Source organism: Arthrobacter sp. P1_B11 (genome assembly GCF_056406715.1).
In genome coordinates this window covers 26,272-45,041 of sequence record NZ_JBFTZQ010000029.1, presented here as the reverse complement: position 1 = coordinate 45,041, position 18,770 = coordinate 26,272, and the positions used below count along the sequence as shown (strand labels likewise).

General features: G+C 67.3%; 16 protein-coding genes. 14 read left to right on the top strand and 2 right to left on the bottom strand.

The window, feature by feature from the left end; genetic code table 11:
• Positions 1-41: 41 nt before the first annotated feature.
• The 7 genes from AC1D14_RS18780 to AC1D14_RS18750 are packed head-to-tail and all read left to right on the top strand — an operon-like array spanning position 42 to position 9,328.
• Positions 42-1,208, top strand: a complete 1,167-nt coding sequence (locus AC1D14_RS18780) for a glycosyltransferase family protein (RefSeq protein ID WP_476968966.1) — start codon at positions 42-44, stop codon at positions 1,206-1,208.
• Positions 1,195-2,415, top strand: coding sequence for a glycosyltransferase family 4 protein (locus AC1D14_RS18775; RefSeq protein ID WP_230118434.1), 1,221 nt, complete (start codon positions 1,195-1,197; stop codon positions 2,413-2,415). Before AC1D14_RS18780 ends, AC1D14_RS18775 begins: the two co-directional genes overlap by 14 nt.
• The gene (locus AC1D14_RS18770) at positions 2,412-3,584 is read left to right on the top strand and encodes a glycosyltransferase family 4 protein (protein ID WP_476968965.1); all 1,173 of its coding nucleotides are present in this window, start codon (positions 2,412-2,414) and stop codon (positions 3,582-3,584) included. The genes AC1D14_RS18775 and AC1D14_RS18770 overlap by 4 nt, the downstream gene beginning before the upstream one ends.
• Positions 3,581-5,443 (top strand): ABC transporter ATP-binding protein, encoded by a 1,863-nt coding sequence (locus tag AC1D14_RS18765; protein ID WP_476882276.1) that lies wholly within the window; start codon positions 3,581-3,583, stop codon positions 5,441-5,443. The genes AC1D14_RS18770 and AC1D14_RS18765 overlap by 4 nt, the downstream gene beginning before the upstream one ends.
• A complete protein-coding gene (locus AC1D14_RS18760) occupies positions 5,440-6,735 on the top strand; it encodes a phosphotransferase family protein (RefSeq protein ID WP_476968964.1) in 1,296 nt (431 codons plus the stop codon). Before AC1D14_RS18765 ends, AC1D14_RS18760 begins: the two co-directional genes overlap by 4 nt.
• Complete coding sequence (locus AC1D14_RS18755) at positions 6,732-7,868, top strand: phosphotransferase (protein WP_476968963.1); 1,137 nt, start codon at positions 6,732-6,734, stop codon at positions 7,866-7,868. The genes AC1D14_RS18760 and AC1D14_RS18755 overlap by 4 nt, the downstream gene beginning before the upstream one ends.
• Complete coding sequence (locus AC1D14_RS18750) at positions 7,865-9,328, top strand: UDP-glucose dehydrogenase family protein (RefSeq protein WP_476968962.1); 1,464 nt, start codon at positions 7,865-7,867, stop codon at positions 9,326-9,328. Before AC1D14_RS18755 ends, AC1D14_RS18750 begins: the two co-directional genes overlap by 4 nt.
• Before the next feature lie 112 nt (positions 9,329-9,440).
• On the opposite strand, the gene AC1D14_RS18745 is transcribed toward AC1D14_RS18750, so the two are convergent.
• Entirely contained in the window at positions 9,441-9,647 is a 207-nt protein-coding gene (locus AC1D14_RS18745; RefSeq protein WP_476876641.1) for a hypothetical protein, read from the bottom strand.
• 346 nt (positions 9,648-9,993) lie between these two features.
• On the opposite strand from AC1D14_RS18745, the gene AC1D14_RS18740 reads away from it, so the two are divergent.
• The 7 genes from AC1D14_RS18740 (at position 9,994) to bcp (ending at position 17,608) form a co-directional block, all read left to right on the top strand.
• Positions 9,994-10,794, top strand: coding sequence for a hydroxypyruvate isomerase family protein (locus AC1D14_RS18740; protein WP_476968961.1), 801 nt, complete (start codon positions 9,994-9,996; stop codon positions 10,792-10,794).
• A 54-nt stretch (positions 10,795-10,848) separates the two neighbouring features.
• Positions 10,849-11,727, top strand: a complete 879-nt coding sequence (locus AC1D14_RS18735) for a 2-hydroxy-3-oxopropionate reductase (RefSeq protein ID WP_476968960.1) — start codon at positions 10,849-10,851, stop codon at positions 11,725-11,727.
• A 150-nt stretch (positions 11,728-11,877) separates the two neighbouring features.
• Complete coding sequence (gcl, locus tag AC1D14_RS18730; RefSeq protein WP_230118445.1) at positions 11,878-13,668, top strand: glyoxylate carboligase; 1,791 nt, start codon at positions 11,878-11,880, stop codon at positions 13,666-13,668.
• A gap of 35 nt (positions 13,669-13,703) precedes the next feature.
• Entirely contained in the window at positions 13,704-14,963 is a 1,260-nt protein-coding gene (locus AC1D14_RS18725) for a glycerate kinase (protein ID WP_476968959.1), read from the top strand.
• Positions 14,956-16,299, top strand: a complete 1,344-nt coding sequence (gene allB / locus AC1D14_RS18720) for an allantoinase AllB (RefSeq protein ID WP_476968958.1) — start codon at positions 14,956-14,958, stop codon at positions 16,297-16,299. The genes AC1D14_RS18725 and allB overlap by 8 nt, the downstream gene beginning before the upstream one ends.
• Before the next feature lie 11 nt (positions 16,300-16,310).
• A complete protein-coding gene (locus tag AC1D14_RS18715) occupies positions 16,311-17,054 on the top strand; it encodes a winged helix-turn-helix domain-containing protein (RefSeq protein WP_476968957.1) in 744 nt (247 codons plus the stop codon).
• A gap of 74 nt (positions 17,055-17,128) precedes the next feature.
• A complete protein-coding gene (bcp, locus tag AC1D14_RS18710; protein ID WP_230118453.1) occupies positions 17,129-17,608 on the top strand; it encodes a thioredoxin-dependent thiol peroxidase in 480 nt (159 codons plus the stop codon).
• Positions 17,609-17,813: 205 nt separating this feature from the next.
• Here bcp and AC1D14_RS18705 read toward each other — a convergent pair whose 3' ends face one another.
• A complete protein-coding gene (locus AC1D14_RS18705) occupies positions 17,814-18,770 on the bottom strand; it encodes a polysaccharide deacetylase family protein (protein WP_230118455.1) in 957 nt (318 codons plus the stop codon).

The window sequence follows — 18,770 nt, the reverse complement described above, 5'->3', positions numbered from 1 at the left end:
AAAAGTTAAGAGTTGCGCTCTATTCCCATGATTCGCTTGGCTTGGGACACGTCCGCCGCAATCTGGCGCTGGCGCACGCCCTAAGCAATCAGCTTCCCGGCCTCACCGGCCGGCCAGTAACCGGCGTCCTCATTTCCGGGACGGCCCTTGCACCGGGCTTCCAGGTTCCGGCGGGCTGGGACTGGGTTATTCTGCCGGGCGTCGAGAAGGGTCCTGACGGCTACCATCCGCGAAACCTGGCGGTCCCCATGCAGGACCTTGTATCCCTGCGGGCCGCCCTGCTGGAAGCAGTACTGGGAGGTTTCCGCCCCGACCTGATCGTGGTTGACCGCCATCCCACTGGCATTCACCGCGAACTGGAGGCTGCGCTGCGCCGTGCCCGTGCCCTGACTCCGGCGCAGGTTGTGCTGGGACTTCGCGAGGTGCTGGATTCCCCGGAGACTGCCCTCGCAGAATGGGACAGTGCCGGCGGCGCACAGCTCGTCAAAGACCTTTTTGACGCAGTCTGGATTTACGGCGACCCCGCAGTCCATGACCCACTTGCCGCCGGCGAGATTCCCGAGTCCCTCCGGAGCATGATCCGATACACGGGCTACCTGGCGACCGGCAGGCCGCCCGGATCCGGGAAAATCTGCATGTCTGGCCCCTATTTCCTGACAACGGTCGGAGGCGGTGCCGATGGTCACGCCTTGGCGAGCATCGCCGCCGCCGCCGCGCTCCCAGCCGGAATCGGACACCTCATCGTTGCGGGTCCGCAGATGCCGGGGCCTGAGCTGGCCGACCTGCGGCGGCACGCCACGCCCGGCGTCCGGGTGGTCGAAGCCCTGGACGACATGGTCCTGCACATGCGGAATGCTCAGGCGGTTGTTTCCATGGGCGGATACAACACGGTGTGCGAGCTCCTGAGCACCAGCGTGCCTGCGCTGATCGTCCCCCGGAACCACTCCCGCTCCGAGCAGCAGATCAGGGCCGCCTCCCTGGCCCGGGCCGGCTATCTGGACCGCCACGACATGGGCACGCTGACGCCTGCCATCCTGGCGGCCTGGCTGGCACAAAGCCTCGGCACCAAGGTGGACCGGCGGCTGGCGCACCTCAACGGGCTCGCCCGTGTGCCTCAGCTGGCAGCCGCCCTCCTGCAGCCGGTCCTCCAGCCGGCCGGCTCGCGGGCGGAGACCATCAGGGAAGGGGCGGCACGTGCTGCAGTCTGAACCGGCCATCGCCTACGTGCTGAAAATGTATCCGCGATTCTCCGAGACCTTCATCGTTTCCGAAATCCTCGCCCGGGAGGCAGCCGGGGACCGGATCGAAATCTTCTCACTTCTCCAGCCCAACGACCCCCGCTTCCATCCCGAGCTTGCCCGGGTCAAGGCTCCGGTCACCTACATTGACCGGCCGCTCAAGGCGTCCGAGCTATGGGAGAACTTCAGGGCCGCGGATACAGCCGGCCTGTCCGCAGCCCTTTCGCGCAACCTGGGCCAACTGACCGCGGCCGAATGCACCGAAGCTGCGCAGGCGATCAACCTCGCAACTGCCCTTTCGCAGCGGAACATCAGGCATCTTCACGTCCATTTTGCCAACGCGGCCACCAGCGTTGCGCGACTCGCCGCGGCCCTCGTCGGTCTTCCGTTCTCGTTCACGGCCCACGCAGTCGACATCTTCCATGAGTCAGTCCAGGCCGACGAGCTGCGGGTGAAGCTGGAAGAGGCCCATCACGCCGTGACCATCAGCCAGTACAACTTCCGTTACCTCCGCCGCCTGTTTCCCGCTGCCACCTCCCGCCTCCATCTGGTGCGCAACGGCCTGGAACTGAATCGTTTCCCCTACCGGGAGCCACGCCCCATCGGTACTACCTTGCGCGTGGCCGCCGTCGGCCGGTTGGTGGAAAAGAAAGGTTTCCAGCACCTGTTGCCTGCCGCCGCAGAGCTCGTGGGCCAGGGCTTTCACCTCGACGTGCAGATCGCGGGCGCCGGCGAGCTTACCGAGGAACTGCAGAACACCATTGAACGACTCAGGCTCGGCAACCACGTCAGGCTGATCGGACCGCAGACCCAGGACGAGGTCCTCGAACTGCTTGACTCCTCCGACGTTTTCGTGGCCCCGTGCGTCATCGGCGCGGACGGCAACGCCGACGGCATGCCTACTGTCTTGCTGGAGGCGATGGCAACTGGCGTGCCCTGCATCAGCACCTCGGTCACAGGCATCCCCGAAGCGATCCATGATGGCCAAACCGGGATTCTGGCAATTCCCGGAAGCCCGCACGCCCTGGCCCGGGCAATCCGCCGGATCAGCGCGCCCGGAACGGACCGGCTTGCCCTGTCCCGCAATGCCCGCGCCCTGATCGAACAGGATTACGACGTCCGCCGGCAGGTGGAGCTGCTCCGGTCCCTGGCCCTTTCGGAAAGGAAGGTGGCATGATGCACGTGGCCTACCTCTGCGCCGACCGCGGAGTCCCCGTCTTTGGCACCAAAGGCTCCTCCGTTCACGTGCAGGAGATCATCAGGGCCTGGCGCAATGCAGGGGACGACGTCACCCTCTACTGCACCCGCCGCGGAGAGGACCGCCCGGCGGACCTTGCCGATCTCGACGTCGTCGAAAACCAGCCGCGCCGGGGGCCCGGCATACACCCGGAGCGTGCTCTCCAGGATGCGGCGCTGGATCTCGCAGACACAGTCCTGAGTGACGGCTGCGACTTGTTCTACGAGAGATACTCGCTGTTCAGCCCGGCCCTGTCCCTTGTTTCCCAGGCCCTTGGCGTTCCGGCCGTCCTCGAAGTCAATGCACCCCTCATTGAAGAGCAGCGGCGGTACCGCCAGCTGCTGGACGCGGAAACGGCCGAAGCAATCCTGCGCCACAATGCGGGTGCGGCGCAGGTGGTTTCCTGCGTCTCAGAACCTGTGGTCCGCTGGGTCCGCGGCCGGGTGCCCGCGGCGAGGACCGTGCTGGCTCCGAACGGCGTCAACGTTGAACGCATCACTCCCCGGCGCCCCGGACGGCGGCATTCCGGTCATCTCACCGTGGCCTTCGTGGGGACGCTGAAGCCCTGGCACGGCGTCCCGGACCTGCTCCACGCCGTCGCAATCGCCAACACCCGCTCCGCCGACCCGGACCGCTGGACCGTGCGGATGATCGGAGACGGGCCGGAGCGGGACAACCTTGAACGCCTTGCAGCCACGCTCGGGGTGGAGACGGAATTTACCGGGGCAGTTCCCCCGGGGACCGTGCCCCGCCTGCTTCATGAATGCGACGCCGCCATGGCCCCGTACCCTCCCGAGGACGCCGGCCGGGAAGACTACTTCTCACCGCTGAAGATCTACGAGTACATGGCGGCGGCTATGCCGATCATCGCAACGTCCGTCGGCCAGATCCCGTCCATCCTGGAGCACGGCCGCACCGGGTTGCTGGTTCCGGGCGCCGATACCTCCGGGCTCGCCTCCGCGCTGACGCGGCTGGCGGCTGAGCCGGTGCTGCGCGCAAGCCTGGGCCGCCAGGCCCGGACCGACGCCGAGCGCCGCTTCAGCTGGAACCACGTGCTTTCGACCATCACCGAAGCCTTGACGGCCGAACCAAAGGCGGCATTGCGATGAGCACAACTGCCCGACATGCGGGCGGCCGCGGGGCGCCGGGCCGCGACCCCAAGCCGGAGTCCGGACTCCGGCGGACGCTCCGCTGCGTGCGCCCGCATCTCAAGGGACACCGGCTCCTGATGGCCGGCGGTTTCGTGGCCCTTGCGGCCGATGTCCTCTTCCGGCTGCTGGAGCCCTGGCCCGTAAAACTCGTGGTTGACGCCGTGTCGCGGTCACTCGGCGCCACGCTGCGCAAACCCGGACCCTCAATGGACGCAAGCCTGGAAACCCTCCTATTGTGCGGCGGAGCAATTGTGGTCATCAGCGTGGTGCGGGCCATCGCCAACTACTGGTCCGCGATCGCCTTCGCCCTGATTGGATCCAGGATCGCTGCCGACCTTCGCGCGCGGACCTTCCGCCATGTGCAGAGCCTCTCCATGAGGCACCACACCCGCGCCTCCTCCGGAGACACAGTCCAGCGCCTGGTGGGCGACGTCTCCCGGCTGCAGGAAGTGGCCGTTACCGCAGGGCTGCCGCTGCTGGGCAACATGGTCACTCTGGTGGCCATGACGGGCATCATGGTGTGGCTTGATCCGCTGCTCGCACTCGTCGTGTTCTTTGCCGGCGGCGCGTTCGTGCTGCTGTCACACAGAAGTTCGCCATCAATAACGGTGGCCGCCCGCAGGTCCCGCAAAGGTGAGGGCGCCCTGGCAACCACCGCCGCCCAGACCCTGAATGCCATGCGTGAAGTCCAGGCCTACGGCCTTGAGGACACCATCAGCGACGACTTCCGGTCCAGCAACAAGCAGACCCTGGGAACGGGAGTGGTGGCCCTGCGGCTGGCCGCGGCACTTGAACGCCGCACGGACGTACTGATTGGCGTGGCCACGGCGATCGTCCTGGCCGGGGGCGGCATGCGCGTGCTGGACCACTCGATCACACCAGGAGACCTGGTGGTCTTCCTGACCTATCTGAAGACCGGGATGAAACCCCTCAAGGACCTGGCCAAGCAAACCAGCCGGATCGCCCGCGCCACGGCGTCTGGGGAACGGGTGGCAGATCTCCTGGAGGCGCAGACCGATCTCCCCGAGGCCGCCGACGCCTGCGTGCTTTCGAGCGCCCATCCCGACATTGTGTTCGACGACGTGACCGCCGGCCACGGCGAGGGAACCACCGTGCTGCACGGAATAAACCTCAGCGTCCCGGCCGGCGAACACCTGGCCATCCTCGGCCCCTCCGGCGCCGGCAAATCAACCCTGGCCAGCCTCATCCTGCGAATGATCGACCCAACGTCGGGGGCAGTGCTGGTCGGCGGCAGCGACCTCAGGGAGTTGAAGATCGCGTCCGTGCGCTCGCACGTTTCAATCCTGCTCCAGGATTCCGTTCTCTTTGGCACCACGGTCCGGGACAACATCAGGTTTGGCCGCCTGGATGCCACGGACGAGGAAATCGAGAACGCCGCCGCCCTGGCCCAGGCAGACGCCTTCATCCGTTCCCTGCCTGAGGGCTACGACACCGTCTTGGGTGAAGCGGCAAAGGATCTCTCGGGAGGCCAGCGCCAACGAATCGCCATCGCCCGGGCCATCCTCCGGCAGGCACCCATTGTGATACTCGACGAAGCGACTGCAGGCTTGGATCCTGCCTCACGGGAGTCGGTTCTGGAGGCCCTGGCTGCCCTCACCCGGGACCGCACCTCGATTACGATCACCCACGATGAGCATTCCGCCCGCTCCTGCGACCGCGTCATCTGGCTCGAGGACGGCCGCATCGTCGAGGAGGGACGGCCGGATGAACTTCTGCAGGATCCGGAGACGCGTTTCGCACGCTGGATGGGCGATCAGGACCCGGGGCGGCCGCTTGAAAGGCTGGAAGTGCCATGACCGCAGCTGCGTCTGCCCTCCGGGATCCGGACCGGGCCCTGGCCAGCCGGGACAGTGGCCTGGCAGGTTTGCCCTACCTGCTGGACAACGGCAATCTGTCCGCGCTCCTCGGCGAAACTGTCCGGGTGACGAGGGTCCGCTACAAACCATGTACTTCCTTGCTGGTTGCTTTCCGCCGGACCCGGAACGGCAGCTTCGATTACGGCTGGGCCCTGACCAAGACCGAGGAGGGAAGCGGTCAGCTCCTCCATCGCGAACAGGCCTCCAAGTCGCGCGAGGGGAACATCAGGGTGCTCCGGCCCGACCCCCGTCAGCCGGGTGCCCTCGTCGCCACCGGCGATATAGCCGACGACTGGAAGCTGCGCCGCAACCTTGCCTGGCTCCGCAAGCACGGCGTGGAGCGTCTGGGCGTCGACTGGCTTCCGCCCGACGGCCATCTGGCCGGTGCGGCCAGCGTGCTGCGCTACAAGCCCGAACGGCGACTCGTACTGATGATCCCGGATCCCGCGGCCCCCGTCGTGATCAAGATAGCGGCCAATGCGGCCGACGCCGAACGGCAGCTGGATTTTCAGCAGCGCCTCTACGAGCACGGCGTCCCGCTCCTGCCGCAACTCGGTGACCCGGAGTGCGCACGTCACGGAGTTGGCGCCAGCCCAGTATGGGGCGGAGGTGACCTGGCCGGACTCGACGACGCGCACGCGGCCGGCGGTGCCCATCGCGCCGGGGAGGCTCTCGCCCGGCTGCACGGCCTGCACGTCCGTCCCGATGCCGCTCCCGGTGACTGGTTTGATGATCTGATCAGACAGCTGGCCGCGACCCGCGCCATGGTGACTGCGCTCGTCCCCGAACTGGAGGGGCACGCGCGGAAACTGGAGAGCGGCCTACCCGGCCTGCTGGGCCACCGCGAAGAGCGCACCAGCGTCCCCGTCCACGGCGACTTCTCGGCCGATCAGGTGCTCGTGGGCGGATCGGACGTCCGCATCATCGACTTCGACCGGGCCCACCCTGGCTCCGCCGAAGCCGATCTGGGATCGTTCGCTGCCGTGGAGGAAGCTACTCTGGCGGCGCCCGGTGCTGCAGCCGCGAGCACCCACGGCGCGGGCGGTGCGAAGACCGCCTGTCTGACCGAAGGCTATGTTCAAGCAGGCGGACGGTTCCGGCAAAAGGACCTCGATGCCTGGGCCGCCGTCCGGTTGTTCAAAGGCAGCGTGGATCCGTTCCGGGACCGGTCCCCCGAATGGGCCGCCGACATAGCCTGGCACCTCCGCCGGGCCCTGGAGTTGATCGCATGAGCTGGCACCCTGCTATACCGTCCCGCGTCACCGATGCCGGGGGCAGGGATTGGCTGGTCCGCCGTGCCTGGCCCGGACCCGAAGGCGGCGACTACGTCCTGGAAATCCGGTCCCCTGGGATTCCGGGTGTCCGCGCGGCCCATCTGCGGCACGGAATCTTTGAGCCGGTACCGGAGAAGGACCCACGGCTTCCCGCGCTCGCAAAGGAGGCCCCCAAGGGAGAAGTCGTGGCCCATCGCGCCCACAAACGCGCCGTAGTCCACGCCGGCAGCCGGTACATAAAAGTCTTCCGACCCGGCCCGGCAGAGACGGCAGCCAGGAACCATACCCTGGCCACCGCGCCCCTGACCTCAGGCTGCATCACAGCCCCTTTGCTACTGGAGAGCCGGCGCTCGGTGGTCGTCTTCAGCAGTATTCCGGGGCGCTCATATTATGAGCTCGGGCAGGACCATGCGACCGTTACGGACGCCTCCTTTGCACGGATGTGGCGCGAATGGTCACTGGCCTGGCTGCAAACAGTTGACGTCGCCAACAGTGCCGATTTCCGCAGCAGCGTAGCGGGACTGCCACTGCACCCACCCGCGGCCGAAGTGGCCAATCTCCGGCGCTGGATCGATCTCTGGCTCCTGCAAAGCGAAGGCGTCCCGGAAGCTGCAGCAGCCCGCACCGGCCTCGTTGCACAGGCCGAGAATGCCATCACCGGGCTCATGGCCACGCGCCCCGATCCGTTCCGCTGGGCGCATGGGGACCTGCATGACAAGCAACTGCTGGGGCGGGGAGGAAGCGGCACGCCCGGGTTGCTGGACTTTGACGAAGCCTGCCAGGCCGAGCCTGCACTGGACCTCGCCAATCTCGCCGTGAACCTTGAGCTGCGGTTGTGCCAGAAGCTTCTGACAACGCGGCGCTATGCCATTGCCCACGGCGAGATCATGGCCGTAGCCGAAGAACTGCACGTCGCGCCCGAACGGTTCGCCGCGTATTGTGCCTGCGCGCGCCTCCGCATGGCCTGCCTTTACTCCTTCCGCCCACCCTGGGGGGCACGTGCGACGCGCTACCTGGTGAAGCCCTTCCCCAGCCCGTCCCCGGATCGCGAACCCGTCCCGGTATTGAGCACAGATTGGAGCCTGACATGAGCAGTTCCTCTCGGCGGGCGCACGGCGCCGCGGATGTTCCGCCGTCGTCCGGCTTTTCCCTCTCCACCGGCGCCCCGGTGTTTACCAGCCTTTCCCTTACCGTCATCGGGACGGGATACCTCGGCGCAACCCACGCCGTGTGCATGGCACTGCTGGGCCACCGCGTGACGGGGATCGACGTCGACGAAGCCAAGGTACGAGCCCTGTCCGAGGGGCAGCTGCCGTTTTTCGAGCCGGGCCTCAAGAAGCTCCTGCGGAAGATGCTGGAAAGCGGCAGGCTGAGGTTCACCAGCGACTTCTCCGCGGCCAGGGATGCTGATGTCCATTTCCTGTGCGTCGGCACACCGCAGGAACCCGATTCCCCTGCCGCCGACCTCCGCTATGTGGACGCGGCACTCGAGCGCCTCGCCCCGGAGCTGGGACGGCATTGCCTCATCGCGGGAAAATCCACCGTTCCGATCGGCACGGCGGAGCGGCTCACGGCCAACATCCAGGCCAGCGCGCCGGCCGGCACGCTGGCGGAGCTGGCCTGGAACCCGGAATTCCTGCGCGAAGGCCACGCGGTGGAGGACACCCTGCACCCGGACCGGCTGGTCTTCGGAGTGCCCTCCGCATGGGCACGGGACCGGCTCGCCGAATGCTATGCCCCGATCATCACCGAGGGCACTCCGGTGGTGATTACAGACCTTGCCACCGCCGAACTGGTCAAGGCGGCAGCGAACTCCTTCCTTGCCACCAAGATCTCGTACATCAATGCGATGGCGGAAATCTGCGAGGCCACGGGCGCGGACGTCAGTCTCCTGGCGAAGGCGTTGTCCTACGACAACCGCATCGGCGGCCGCTTCCTCAAGCCGGGCCTGGGGTTCGGCGGGGGCTGCCTGCCGAAGGATATCCGGGCCTTCACGCACCGGGCCAGGGAACTCGGCGTAGGGCAGGCGGTCGGCTTCCTGCAGGAAGTGGACGCCATCAACCAACGGCGCCGCCAGCGGACCGTGGACCTCATCACCGAAATGGCGTGCGGCGACCTGGCGGGCGTGCGCGTGACCGTTTTGGGCGCCGCCTTCAAACCCGACTCTGACGATATCCGCGACGCCCCGGCCCTTGACGTTGCCCGCATGCTCCACCAGAGCGGCGCCAAGGTCACGGTCTTCGACCCCAAGGCGATGGAGAACGCCCGCCGGAGCTATCCGGACCTCGCTTACGCGAATTCGCTGGAGGAGGCCGTGACCGGGGCCGAAATCGTGGCAGTCCTGACCGAATGGGACATCTTCCGGCGCGCTGACCCGGCTGCGCTGGGCGAGCTAGTGCAGCTGCGCAACATCGTTGACGGCCGGCACGCGCTTGACGCCGTGGCATACCGCGCCGCTGGCTGGGACTATCGGGCACTCGGAGCACCCAACAGGCTACCCGCGCCGGGCCCGGGGTCCACGACGTTCGAAGCGGCGCATCTGCGTGTCTAGTACGGTCAAGGTCCCAGCGACCGGACCCGGTGTGCAAACGGAACAGCGGCCACCCAAACGCCTCAATGCGCCTGGGTGGCCGCTGTTGCCCTGCCTGGATTCACCGGCCCCTTCAGAGTGCCGGGTCGGGTGAGCCTGCGATCTTGTTGTGGTTTTGCATCAGGTGGAGCTGCAGCTTCGCTTCAGCTTCCCGCCGCCGCCGAGCCTGCTCGCGCATCTTCCGCGTCGCCTCGGAGCCTTCGGGATGGAATAGTCCGGCCGTTCTATTACGGGGAGCGCCACCGCCGGAGGGTGCCGCCGCCATAAGTTCTTCGCTCATGCCCGTATCGTCACACGCCCGCGCCCGGCCCGGAAGAGCCGTGTCCGTAGTGTGACCGGATCGGAATCAATAAGGGCCGGCGGCGCTTGGGAAGGCACCCCGGCTCACCGGGGCTCTGCCGTCGGCCCCACAACAATTCTAGAAGCGAATCGGCTGTTCAAACAGGGGTTCCGCAGTGCCGTCTCCGGCATCAGCCTGCCGGACGGTCCGCAACGGTTGACGCCGGCACCCGCCCCGTCCTACACTTTTCATACAGCAGAATATAACTTCCACAATACGAAATAGCCGAGGAAGCCAGCACTGCTCAGCAAAGACGCCACCACCGGACCCGCAAGGAACAAAGACAATGACGTACACCGTGAACTGCTCCATCCTGCTGACGGAACTGCCGCTCTTGGAGCGCCCCGCCGCAGCGAAGGCTGCCGGCTTCGACGCCGTCGAATTCTGGTGGCCCTTTGACACCTCTGTCCCCGCCGACGCCCAGGTCACCGAGTTCGAGAACGCCATCAACGACGCCGGCGTGCAGCTCACGGGCCTGAACTTCAACGCCGGCAACATGCCCGGCGGCGACCGCGGCCTCACCTCCTGGCCAGCACGATCCCGCGAGTTCCAGGACAACATCGACGTTGTAGCCGGCATCGGCAAGCGCCTCGGCTGCAAGGCCTTCAACGCCCTCTACGGCAACCGCATCGACGGCGAATCGCCCGAAAAGCAGGACGCCATCGGCGCCGAAAACCTCGCAACGGCGGCTGCCGGCGTCGCCCGCATCGGCGGCACCGTCCTCCTCGAACCGGTCAGCGGCGCCCCCAAGTACCCCCTCCTCGCCGCCGCAGACGCCCTTCGGGTGATCAGCCGGGTCCGGGAAGAATCCGGCGCCGAGAACATTAAGCTCCTCGCCGACTTCTACCACCTGGCCGTCAACGGGGACGACGTCGACGCCGTCATCGAAAAGCACGCCAAGGACTTCGGCCACATCCAGATCGCCGACAACCCCGGCCGCGGGGCTCCCGGAACCGGGCAGCTCCCCCTCGGCGAATGGATCGCCCGCAGCCGCGAACTCGGCTACGAGGGCTACATCGGTCTCGAATATAAGGAACCGGCGGAAACAGCCTTTAGCTGGGCCATCCGCCAGCACGCTTCCAACTAGGTCCCGACAGGCTCGGCCACCAGAACCACCACAGACTTCAGAAAGAGAACCATCATGAGCAACGTTGCAGTCATCGGACTCGGAATCATGGGCCTCCCCATGGCCATCAACCTCGTCAAGGCCGGCCACGCGGTCACCGGTTTCAACCGCAGCCAGAACAAGATCGACAAGCTCGTCTCCGAGGGCGGCAAGGGTGCCACGAGCATCGCGGACGCCGTCAAGGACGCCGACGTCGTCATCACCATGGTCCCGGACTCCCCCGATGTTGAGGGCGTCGTCAGCGGCAAGGACGGCATCTTCGCCAACGCGAAGAAGGGCACCCTGTGGATCGACGCTTCCAGCATCCGCCCGGACGTTGCCAAGCGCCTCTCCGAGGACGCGGTCGCAGCAGGCATCCGCCCGCTCGACGCCCCGGTCTCCGGCGGCGAGCAGGGCGCCATCGACGCCGCCCTGTCCATCATGGTGGGCGGCGACGCGGCCGACTTCGACGCAGCACAGGACGTCCTCAACGCCGTCGGCAAGACCATCGTCCACGTCGGCCCCGCCGGCTCCGGCCAGACCGTCAAGGCAGCCAACCAGCTGATCGTGGCCGTCAACATCGAAGTCCTCGGCGAGGCCATCGCCTTCCTTGAGGCCTACGGCGTGGACACCGATGCAGCACTCAAGGTCCTTGGCGGCGGCCTGGCCGGCTCCAAGGTCCTGGACCAGAAGGGCCAGAAGATGCTGGACCGCAACTTCGACCCCGGCTTCCGCCTTGCCCTCCACCACAAGGACCTCGGCATCGTCACCTCCGCCGCCCGCGAAGCCAACGTCGCCGTTCCCCTTGGCGCCGTCGTCGCACAGCTCGTTGCCGCCACCGTCAACCAGGGCGACGGCGGACTCGATCACTCAGGCCTCTTCAAGCAGGTCCTGCAGCTCAGCGGCCGGAAGTAACCCAGGCCGCCAGTAGGCCAGCCGCCCACAGGGCGGACTCAACAAGCAAAACCGGGCAACCGCCGTCGTGCATCAACGACGGCGGCTCCCTAAACACACCCAAAAATTCAGCCCACAGCGGGCAACCCACAGACTTTCAAGGAGCACACCATGACGAAGATGCGCACCGTAGACGCAGCCGTCGCCATCCTGGAAAAGGAGGGCGCCACCGAGGCGTTCGGCCTGCCAGGCGCGGCAATCAACCCGTTCTACTCGGCCATGAGGGCCCACGGGGGCATCCGCCACACCCTGGCCCGCCACGTTGAAGGCGCCAGCCACATGGCTGACGGCTACAGCCGGGCCAAGGACGGCAACATCGGCATCTGCATCGGCACCTCCGGCCCCGCCGGCACCGACATGATCACCGGCCTGTACGCGGCCTGGGCCGACTCCATTCCGATGCTCTGCATCACCGGCCAGGCCCCCGTGGCCAAGCTGCACAAGGAAGACTTCCAGGCCGTGGACATCGAGTCGATCGCCAAGCCGGTCACGAAGATGGCCATGACCATCCTGGAGCCGGGCCAGGTTCCGGGCGCCTTCCAGAAGGCCTTCCAGCTGATGCGCTCCGGCCGACCCGGCCCCGTGCTGCTGGACTTGCCGATCGACGTGCAGATGACCGAGATCGAATTCGACATCGACACCTACGAGCCGCTGCCCGTCGAGAAGCCCAAGGCCAGCCGCAAGCAGCTGGAAAAGGCCCTGGACATGCTCACCGCGGCCCAGCACCCGCTGATCGTGGCCGGCGGCGGCATCATCAACGCCGGCGCCTCCGCCCAGCTGGTGGAACTGGCCGAACTGCTGAACGTTCCGGTCATCCCCACCCTGATGGGCTGGGGCACCATCCCGGACAACCACCCGCTGATGGCCGGCATGGTGGGCCTGCAGACCTCGCACCGCTATGGCAATGAAACCTACCTGCAGAGCGACTTCGTGATCGGGATCGGCAACCGCTGGGCCAACCGCCACACCGGCGGTCTGGACACCTACACCGAGGGCCGCAAGTTCGTGCACATCGACATCGAGCCCACCCAGATCGGCCGCGTGTTCTCCCCGGACTTCGGCATCGCGTCGGACGCCGGCGCGGCTCTGGACGGGCTGCTGGAACTGGCCCGCGAACGCCAGGCCGCCAAGACCCTGCCGGACTACTCCGGCTGGGTTGCCGAATGTGCCGAGCGCAAGGCCACCCTGCACCGCAAGACGCACTTCGAGAACATCCCCATCAAGCCGCAGCGCGTGTACGAGGAGATGAACCGCTCCTTCGGCCAGGACACCACCTACGTGTCCACCATCGGCCTGTCCCAGATCGCCGGCGCCCAAATGCTGCACGTCTTCGGCCCGCGCAAGTGGATCAACGCCGGCCAGGCCGGCCCGCTGGGCTGGACCGCACCGGCGGCCCTGGGCGTGGTGCGCGGCAAGCCGGACGAGACCGTGGTTGCGCTGTCCGGCGACTACGACTTCCAGTTCATGATCGAGGAACTGGCCGTGGGCGCGCAGTTCAACCTGCCGTACATCCACGTGGTGGTGAACAACTCCTACCTGGGCCTGATCCGGCAGTCGCAGCGCGGCTTCAAGATGGAACAGAACGTGTCCCTGGCCTTCGAGAACATCAACTCCACTGATTCCTCCGCTACCGCAGCGGGCTACGGCGTGGACCACATCAAGGTGGCCGAGGGCCTGGGCTGCAAGGCCATCCGGGTGGAAGACCCCAACGACCTGGGCTCCGCGTTCGACAAGGCCAAGGCCCTCATGGGCGAGTTCCAGGTTCCCGTGGTGGTTGAGGTCATCCTGGAGAAGATCACCAACATCTCCATGGGCACCGAGATCAACGCCATCAACGAGTTCGAGGAGCTGGCCGAGACGCGCGAGGACGCCCCCACCGCCATCCTGGCCCTGCAGCCCTAAGCCGCGGCGCTCAACACTAAAAGACAGGCACTGCAATGCGCATAGTGATCGCGCCGGACAAGTTCAAGGGCTCGCTCTCCGCCCCGGACGTCGCCCGGCACCTGGAAAGGGGGCTGCAGGCGGGCTTCCGCATCGCGGGGCAGGGTCCCCTTGAGGTACTCCGGATTCCCGTGGCCGACGGCGGCGAGGGCACCTTGGACGCCGCCGTCGGCTCCGGCTTCACCCGCCGCAGCGCCGTTGTCAGCGGCCCCACCGGGCAGCCGCTGACTGCCGAGTTTGCGGTCCGCGGACGGGAGGCCGTCATCGAGATGGCCGCGGCCTCCGGGCTCGCGGTCCTCCCCGATGGCGCTGGAGGAACCGGCGGCAAGGCCAATGGCGCTGGAGGGACCGGCGGCCAGCCGGATTCCGCCAGCGCCAAGGCCGCCACGAGCCTCGGCACCGGCGAACTCATCCGGTCCGCCCTGGACGCCGGCTGCCGGCAGATCATTTTGGGCGTCGGCGGCAGCGCCAACACCGACGGCGGAGCGGGGGTCCTGCAGGGCCTCGGCGCCATACTGTTCGACGCCGACGGCAACGAACTCCCGCTTGGCGGTGCCGCACTGGCGGACCTGGCGAGCATTGACTTCTCCGGCTTCGACGCACGCCTGGACGAGACCCGTTTCGTCCTGGCCAGCGATGTGGACAACCCCCTGCTGGGTGCGGAAGGTGCCGCTGCGATCTTCGGACCGCAGAAGGGCGCCACCCCTGCCGATGTGGCAACACTGGACAGCGCCCTGGCCAACTTCGTCCGCGTCCTCGCCCGGGAAATCGGCCCGCGCGCACTGAAAGCCGCGGACGCGCCGGGGGCCGGAGCGGCCGGCGGCGTTGGCTACGCGGCCATAGCGGCCCTGGCCGCGACGCGCAGGCCGGGCATCGACGTCGTGCTTGAATTCACTGAACTGGCCACCCGGCTGGCCGGCGCCGACCTGGTGATCACCGGCGAAGGCAGTCTGGACGAGCAAAGCCTGCTGGGCAAGACGCCCATGGGCGTGGCCCGCGCCGCCGCTGCCGCCGGCGTGCCGGTGGTCGCCGTCTGCGGCCGCACCACGCTGACCGCAGAACAGCAGCAGGAATCCGGCTTCCGGCAGGTCTACCCACTGACCGCGCTGGAGGCCAAGGTAGAAATATGTATAGCCCAAGCAGGACCCCTGCTTGAACAATTGGGACAGCGCATCGGCGCGGAGCTGGCGAACCCGGTCCCCGCCGCCACCGCCCCGGCGAACAGCGCCCGCACAAAGGAGCCCCTCAATGTCTGAAGAAAGCTTTGACCTCGTCATCCGGGGCCAGCGCGTCCTCACCACCGCCGGCATCGCCGCGCGTGAGGTGGGCGTGCGGGGCGGCAAGATCGTCGCCCTCGAACCGTTCGGCAACGGCCTGTCCGGCCGGGAGATCATTGAACTCGCCGACGACGAAATCCTCATTCCCGGCCTCGTGGACACCCACGTCCACGTCAACGAGCCCGGCCGCACCGAATGGGAGGGCTTCGCGTCCGCCACCCGCGCGGCCGCGGGAGGCGGCGTGACCACCATCATCGACATGCCGCTGAACAGCATCCCGCCCACCACCACGGTGGAGGGCCTCAAGCTCAAGCGCGAAGTGGCCGAGGACCAGGCGTTTGTCGACGTCGGGTTCTGGGGCGGCGCCGTGCCCGGCAACAAGGCGGACCTGCGCCCGCTCCATGACGAGGGCGTGTTCGGCTTCAAGTGCTTCCTGCTGCACTCCGGCGTGGACGAGTTCCCGCATCTGGAGGCGGATGAGATGGAGGAGGACATGGCCGAACTCAAGTCCTTCGATTCGCTCATGATCGTCCATGCCGAAGACTCGCACGCCATTGACCGCGCACCGCATCCGGGCGGCGACCACTACTCCACGTTCCTGGCGTCCCGCCCCCGCGGTGCCGAGAACAAGGCCATCGCCGAGGTCATCGAGCGGGCCCGCTGGACCGGCGCCCGCGCGCACATCCTGCACCTCTCCTCCTCGGACGCGCTGCCCATGATCGCAAGCGCAAAGCGCGACGGCGTCCACCTCACCGTGGAGACGTGCCCGCACTACCTCACGCTCATGGCCGAGGAGATCCCCGACGGCGCCACCGCCTACAAGTGCTGCCCGCCCATCCGCGAAGCCTCCAACCGCGAGCTGCTCTGGAAGGGCCTGCAGGACGGCACCATCGACTGCATCGTCTCTGACCACTCGCCTTCGACGCTTGACCTGAAGGACCTGGAAAACGGCGACTTCGCCGTGGCCTGGGGCGGCGTCTCCTCACTGCAGCTGGGGCTGTCCCTGATCTGGACCGAGGCGCGGCACCGCGGCATCCCCCTGGAGCAGGTGGTGTCCTGGATGGCCGAAAAGCCGGCAGCCCTGGCGCGGCTGTCCAACAAGGGCCAGCTCGCCCTCGGTTACGACGCCGACTTCTCCGTCTTCGCCCCCGACGAGGCGTTCGTGGTGGACGTCTCCAAGCTCAAGCACAAGAACCCCATCACCCCGTACGACGGCAAGGCCCTCTCCGGTGTTGTCCGCAAGACGTTCCTGCGTGGCAGCGTGGTGGACGGCCAGACGCCCAGCGGCAAACTGATCCGCCGCGGCGGCGTCTGAGGCGTTCCGTCATGGCCGTCCATGCCCATACGCCGCGCGGGAACCCGGCCGGCGGCAGCGTCGGCGGGCGCCCGCACCTCACTGCCGTCCCGGACCGGAGCTCAGGCGCGCCCGGGTTCAAGGCGCGGGGCTTGGCCGTCTGGGTAACCGCCGGGCCCGGGCAGGACATTGATGAGGCTGTTCTCACCCGCGCCGCCGAGCTGGTGCTCGCGCGTGCCCTGAAGATTGCTCCGGAGGCGGAAGTCCACTGGCCTGCCGCCGGAGCTGCAACGTCCGCCGCCGGTTCGTTCCCGTCCGGGAAGCCCCCAGGGGAGGGGGCACCCCGCGGGACGCCCGACGGCGGCACTCCCGCGCCGTTGTCGTCCTCCCCGGAGGACTCCCCGCAACTGGACGACGGCGGCGCACCCCACCTCCCGCCGTCGGGCGGCCCCGTCAGCAGGGTCGCCGTGGACCTCGCGAAAGGCGAGGTGCTGCTGGACGGCAGGCCGGTGCCGCTCACCGGCGTCGAGTTCAAGCTGCTGCGTTACCTCGTGGAAAACTGCTCGCGCGCCATCGGCCGCGAGGAGCTGCGGGTGTTCCTGGAATCGTTCGACAGCCCCGGGGCGGCCACCCGCTCCATCGACGTCTACGTGGGCCGGGTGCGGCGGAAACTGCGCGGCGGCCGGCACGCGATCGCCACGGTGCGGGGCGGCGGCTACCAGTTCATCCCCGGCCCGGGCGCCACCGTCCGCGGCCCGGCGGAATACAGTATCTAGCTAGGCTGTTATCCAATTCAGCCCTTGATTCTTCCACCAGCTTTTGTTTCGCAAGATCCATCCGAAGGAATGCCATGAGCCCCAAACTGACCACCAAGCTCCAGCCCGGAACCCAGGCCCCGGACTTCACCCTGCCGGACGCTGAAGGCAAGCAGACCTCGCTGGCCGATTACCGGGGCAAGAACGTCATCGTGTACTTCTACCCCGAGGCGGCCACCCCCGGCTGCACCACCGAGGCCTGCGACTTCCGCGACAACCTGGCCACCTTCCAGGGCTCCGGCTACGAGGTCCTGGGCGTCTCCCCCGACGCCCCGGACAAGCTGTCCCACTTCACCGGCGACTTCGCCCTGACCTTCCCGCTGCTGGCCGACGAGGACCACTCCGTCGCACTGGCCTACGGCGCCTGGGGCGAGAAGCTCGTGGACGGGGAGGTCCGCGAGGGCATCGTCCGCTCCACCGTGGTTCTTGATCCCGAGGGCAAGGTGCGCCTCGCCCAGTACCAGGTCAAGGCCCAGGGCCACGTCCAGGCGCTGAAGGAATCCCTGGGCGTCTAAACGCTCTCTCACCTCCCGCACGTTCCAGGCCGACGCTCTCTCACCTCCTGCAACAAAAACCGGAACGCTCTCTCATCTGGTGAGAGAGCGTTCCGGTTTAAGCGACGGGTGGTGACAGAGCGTTCCGGTTTAAGCGACTGGTGGTGAGAGAGCGTTCCGGTTTAAGCGACGGGTGGTGAGAGAGGGCTGCCTGGGCTCAGCCGTGTTACGGGCCGGCGGTCAGCTCCGGCTGCCGGACCTGCGCCGGGGTGAAGCGGGCGCCGGCGTCGGGAAAGCCCGGAACCGCAATGCGCGCGTGGCTATGGACTTCAGTCACGGTGTCCCGCGTGTGCTCGGCGATTTTGGCCATGGTGGTGACCCACATCCCGTCCATGGCTTTGACTCGGTTGATCAGCTGCTCCAAGGCCACCGCCTTTGAGGGCCGGCCGGAGATGAACGGATGGTTCGTCAGCACGAAACAGCTCCCGGCCGCATGGTGTGCCTCTGCCTCCAGCGTCCACATTTCGAGGACCTTGGCGGGGCTTTCAATGACTCCGCTGCCGGTCACCCCCGGATAGAAGGCGTACTGCTCCCAGTCGTCCAGTGCCCAGTCAACAGGTATTTCGACCAGATCCCTGGAGTCGCCGTCGGCGACGCTGAAGCGGTACGGTGCGTCGCCGTCGAGCAGGCTTGAGTCGTAGAGGAAGCCGCGGTCAGCCAGCAGAGCCGGCGAGTGCCAGTTCAGCTCCCACCAGGGAGCGCGGTAGCCGACCGGCCGCACGCCCGCAACGTTGGCCAGTGCTTCCAGCCCGCGGTCGATGTACCGCGCCTCGGTGTCGGCGTCGATGCCCTGCATGGGTTCGTGGAGGTAGCCGTGGTGGGCGATCTCATGTCCTGCATCCGCGATCCGGCGCACCACGTCGGGGTAGCTTTCCGCGGTAAAACCCGGGATGAAGAACGTGGCCTGGATGTCCTGCCGTTCGAGGATCTGCAACAGCCTGGGGACCGCAACCTTGGGCCCGTACGACTGGTGCGTCATGAGCGACATCCGGCGCGTGCTGGCGGGGTCATGGGCGATGGTGCACGATTCGGCGTCGACGTCGAACGTGAACGAGGCGGCTGCCCGGTACCCTTCGGGCCAGGTGATGGGATGGGCGGAGTCTGCGAAGGCAGGGAATTCCAT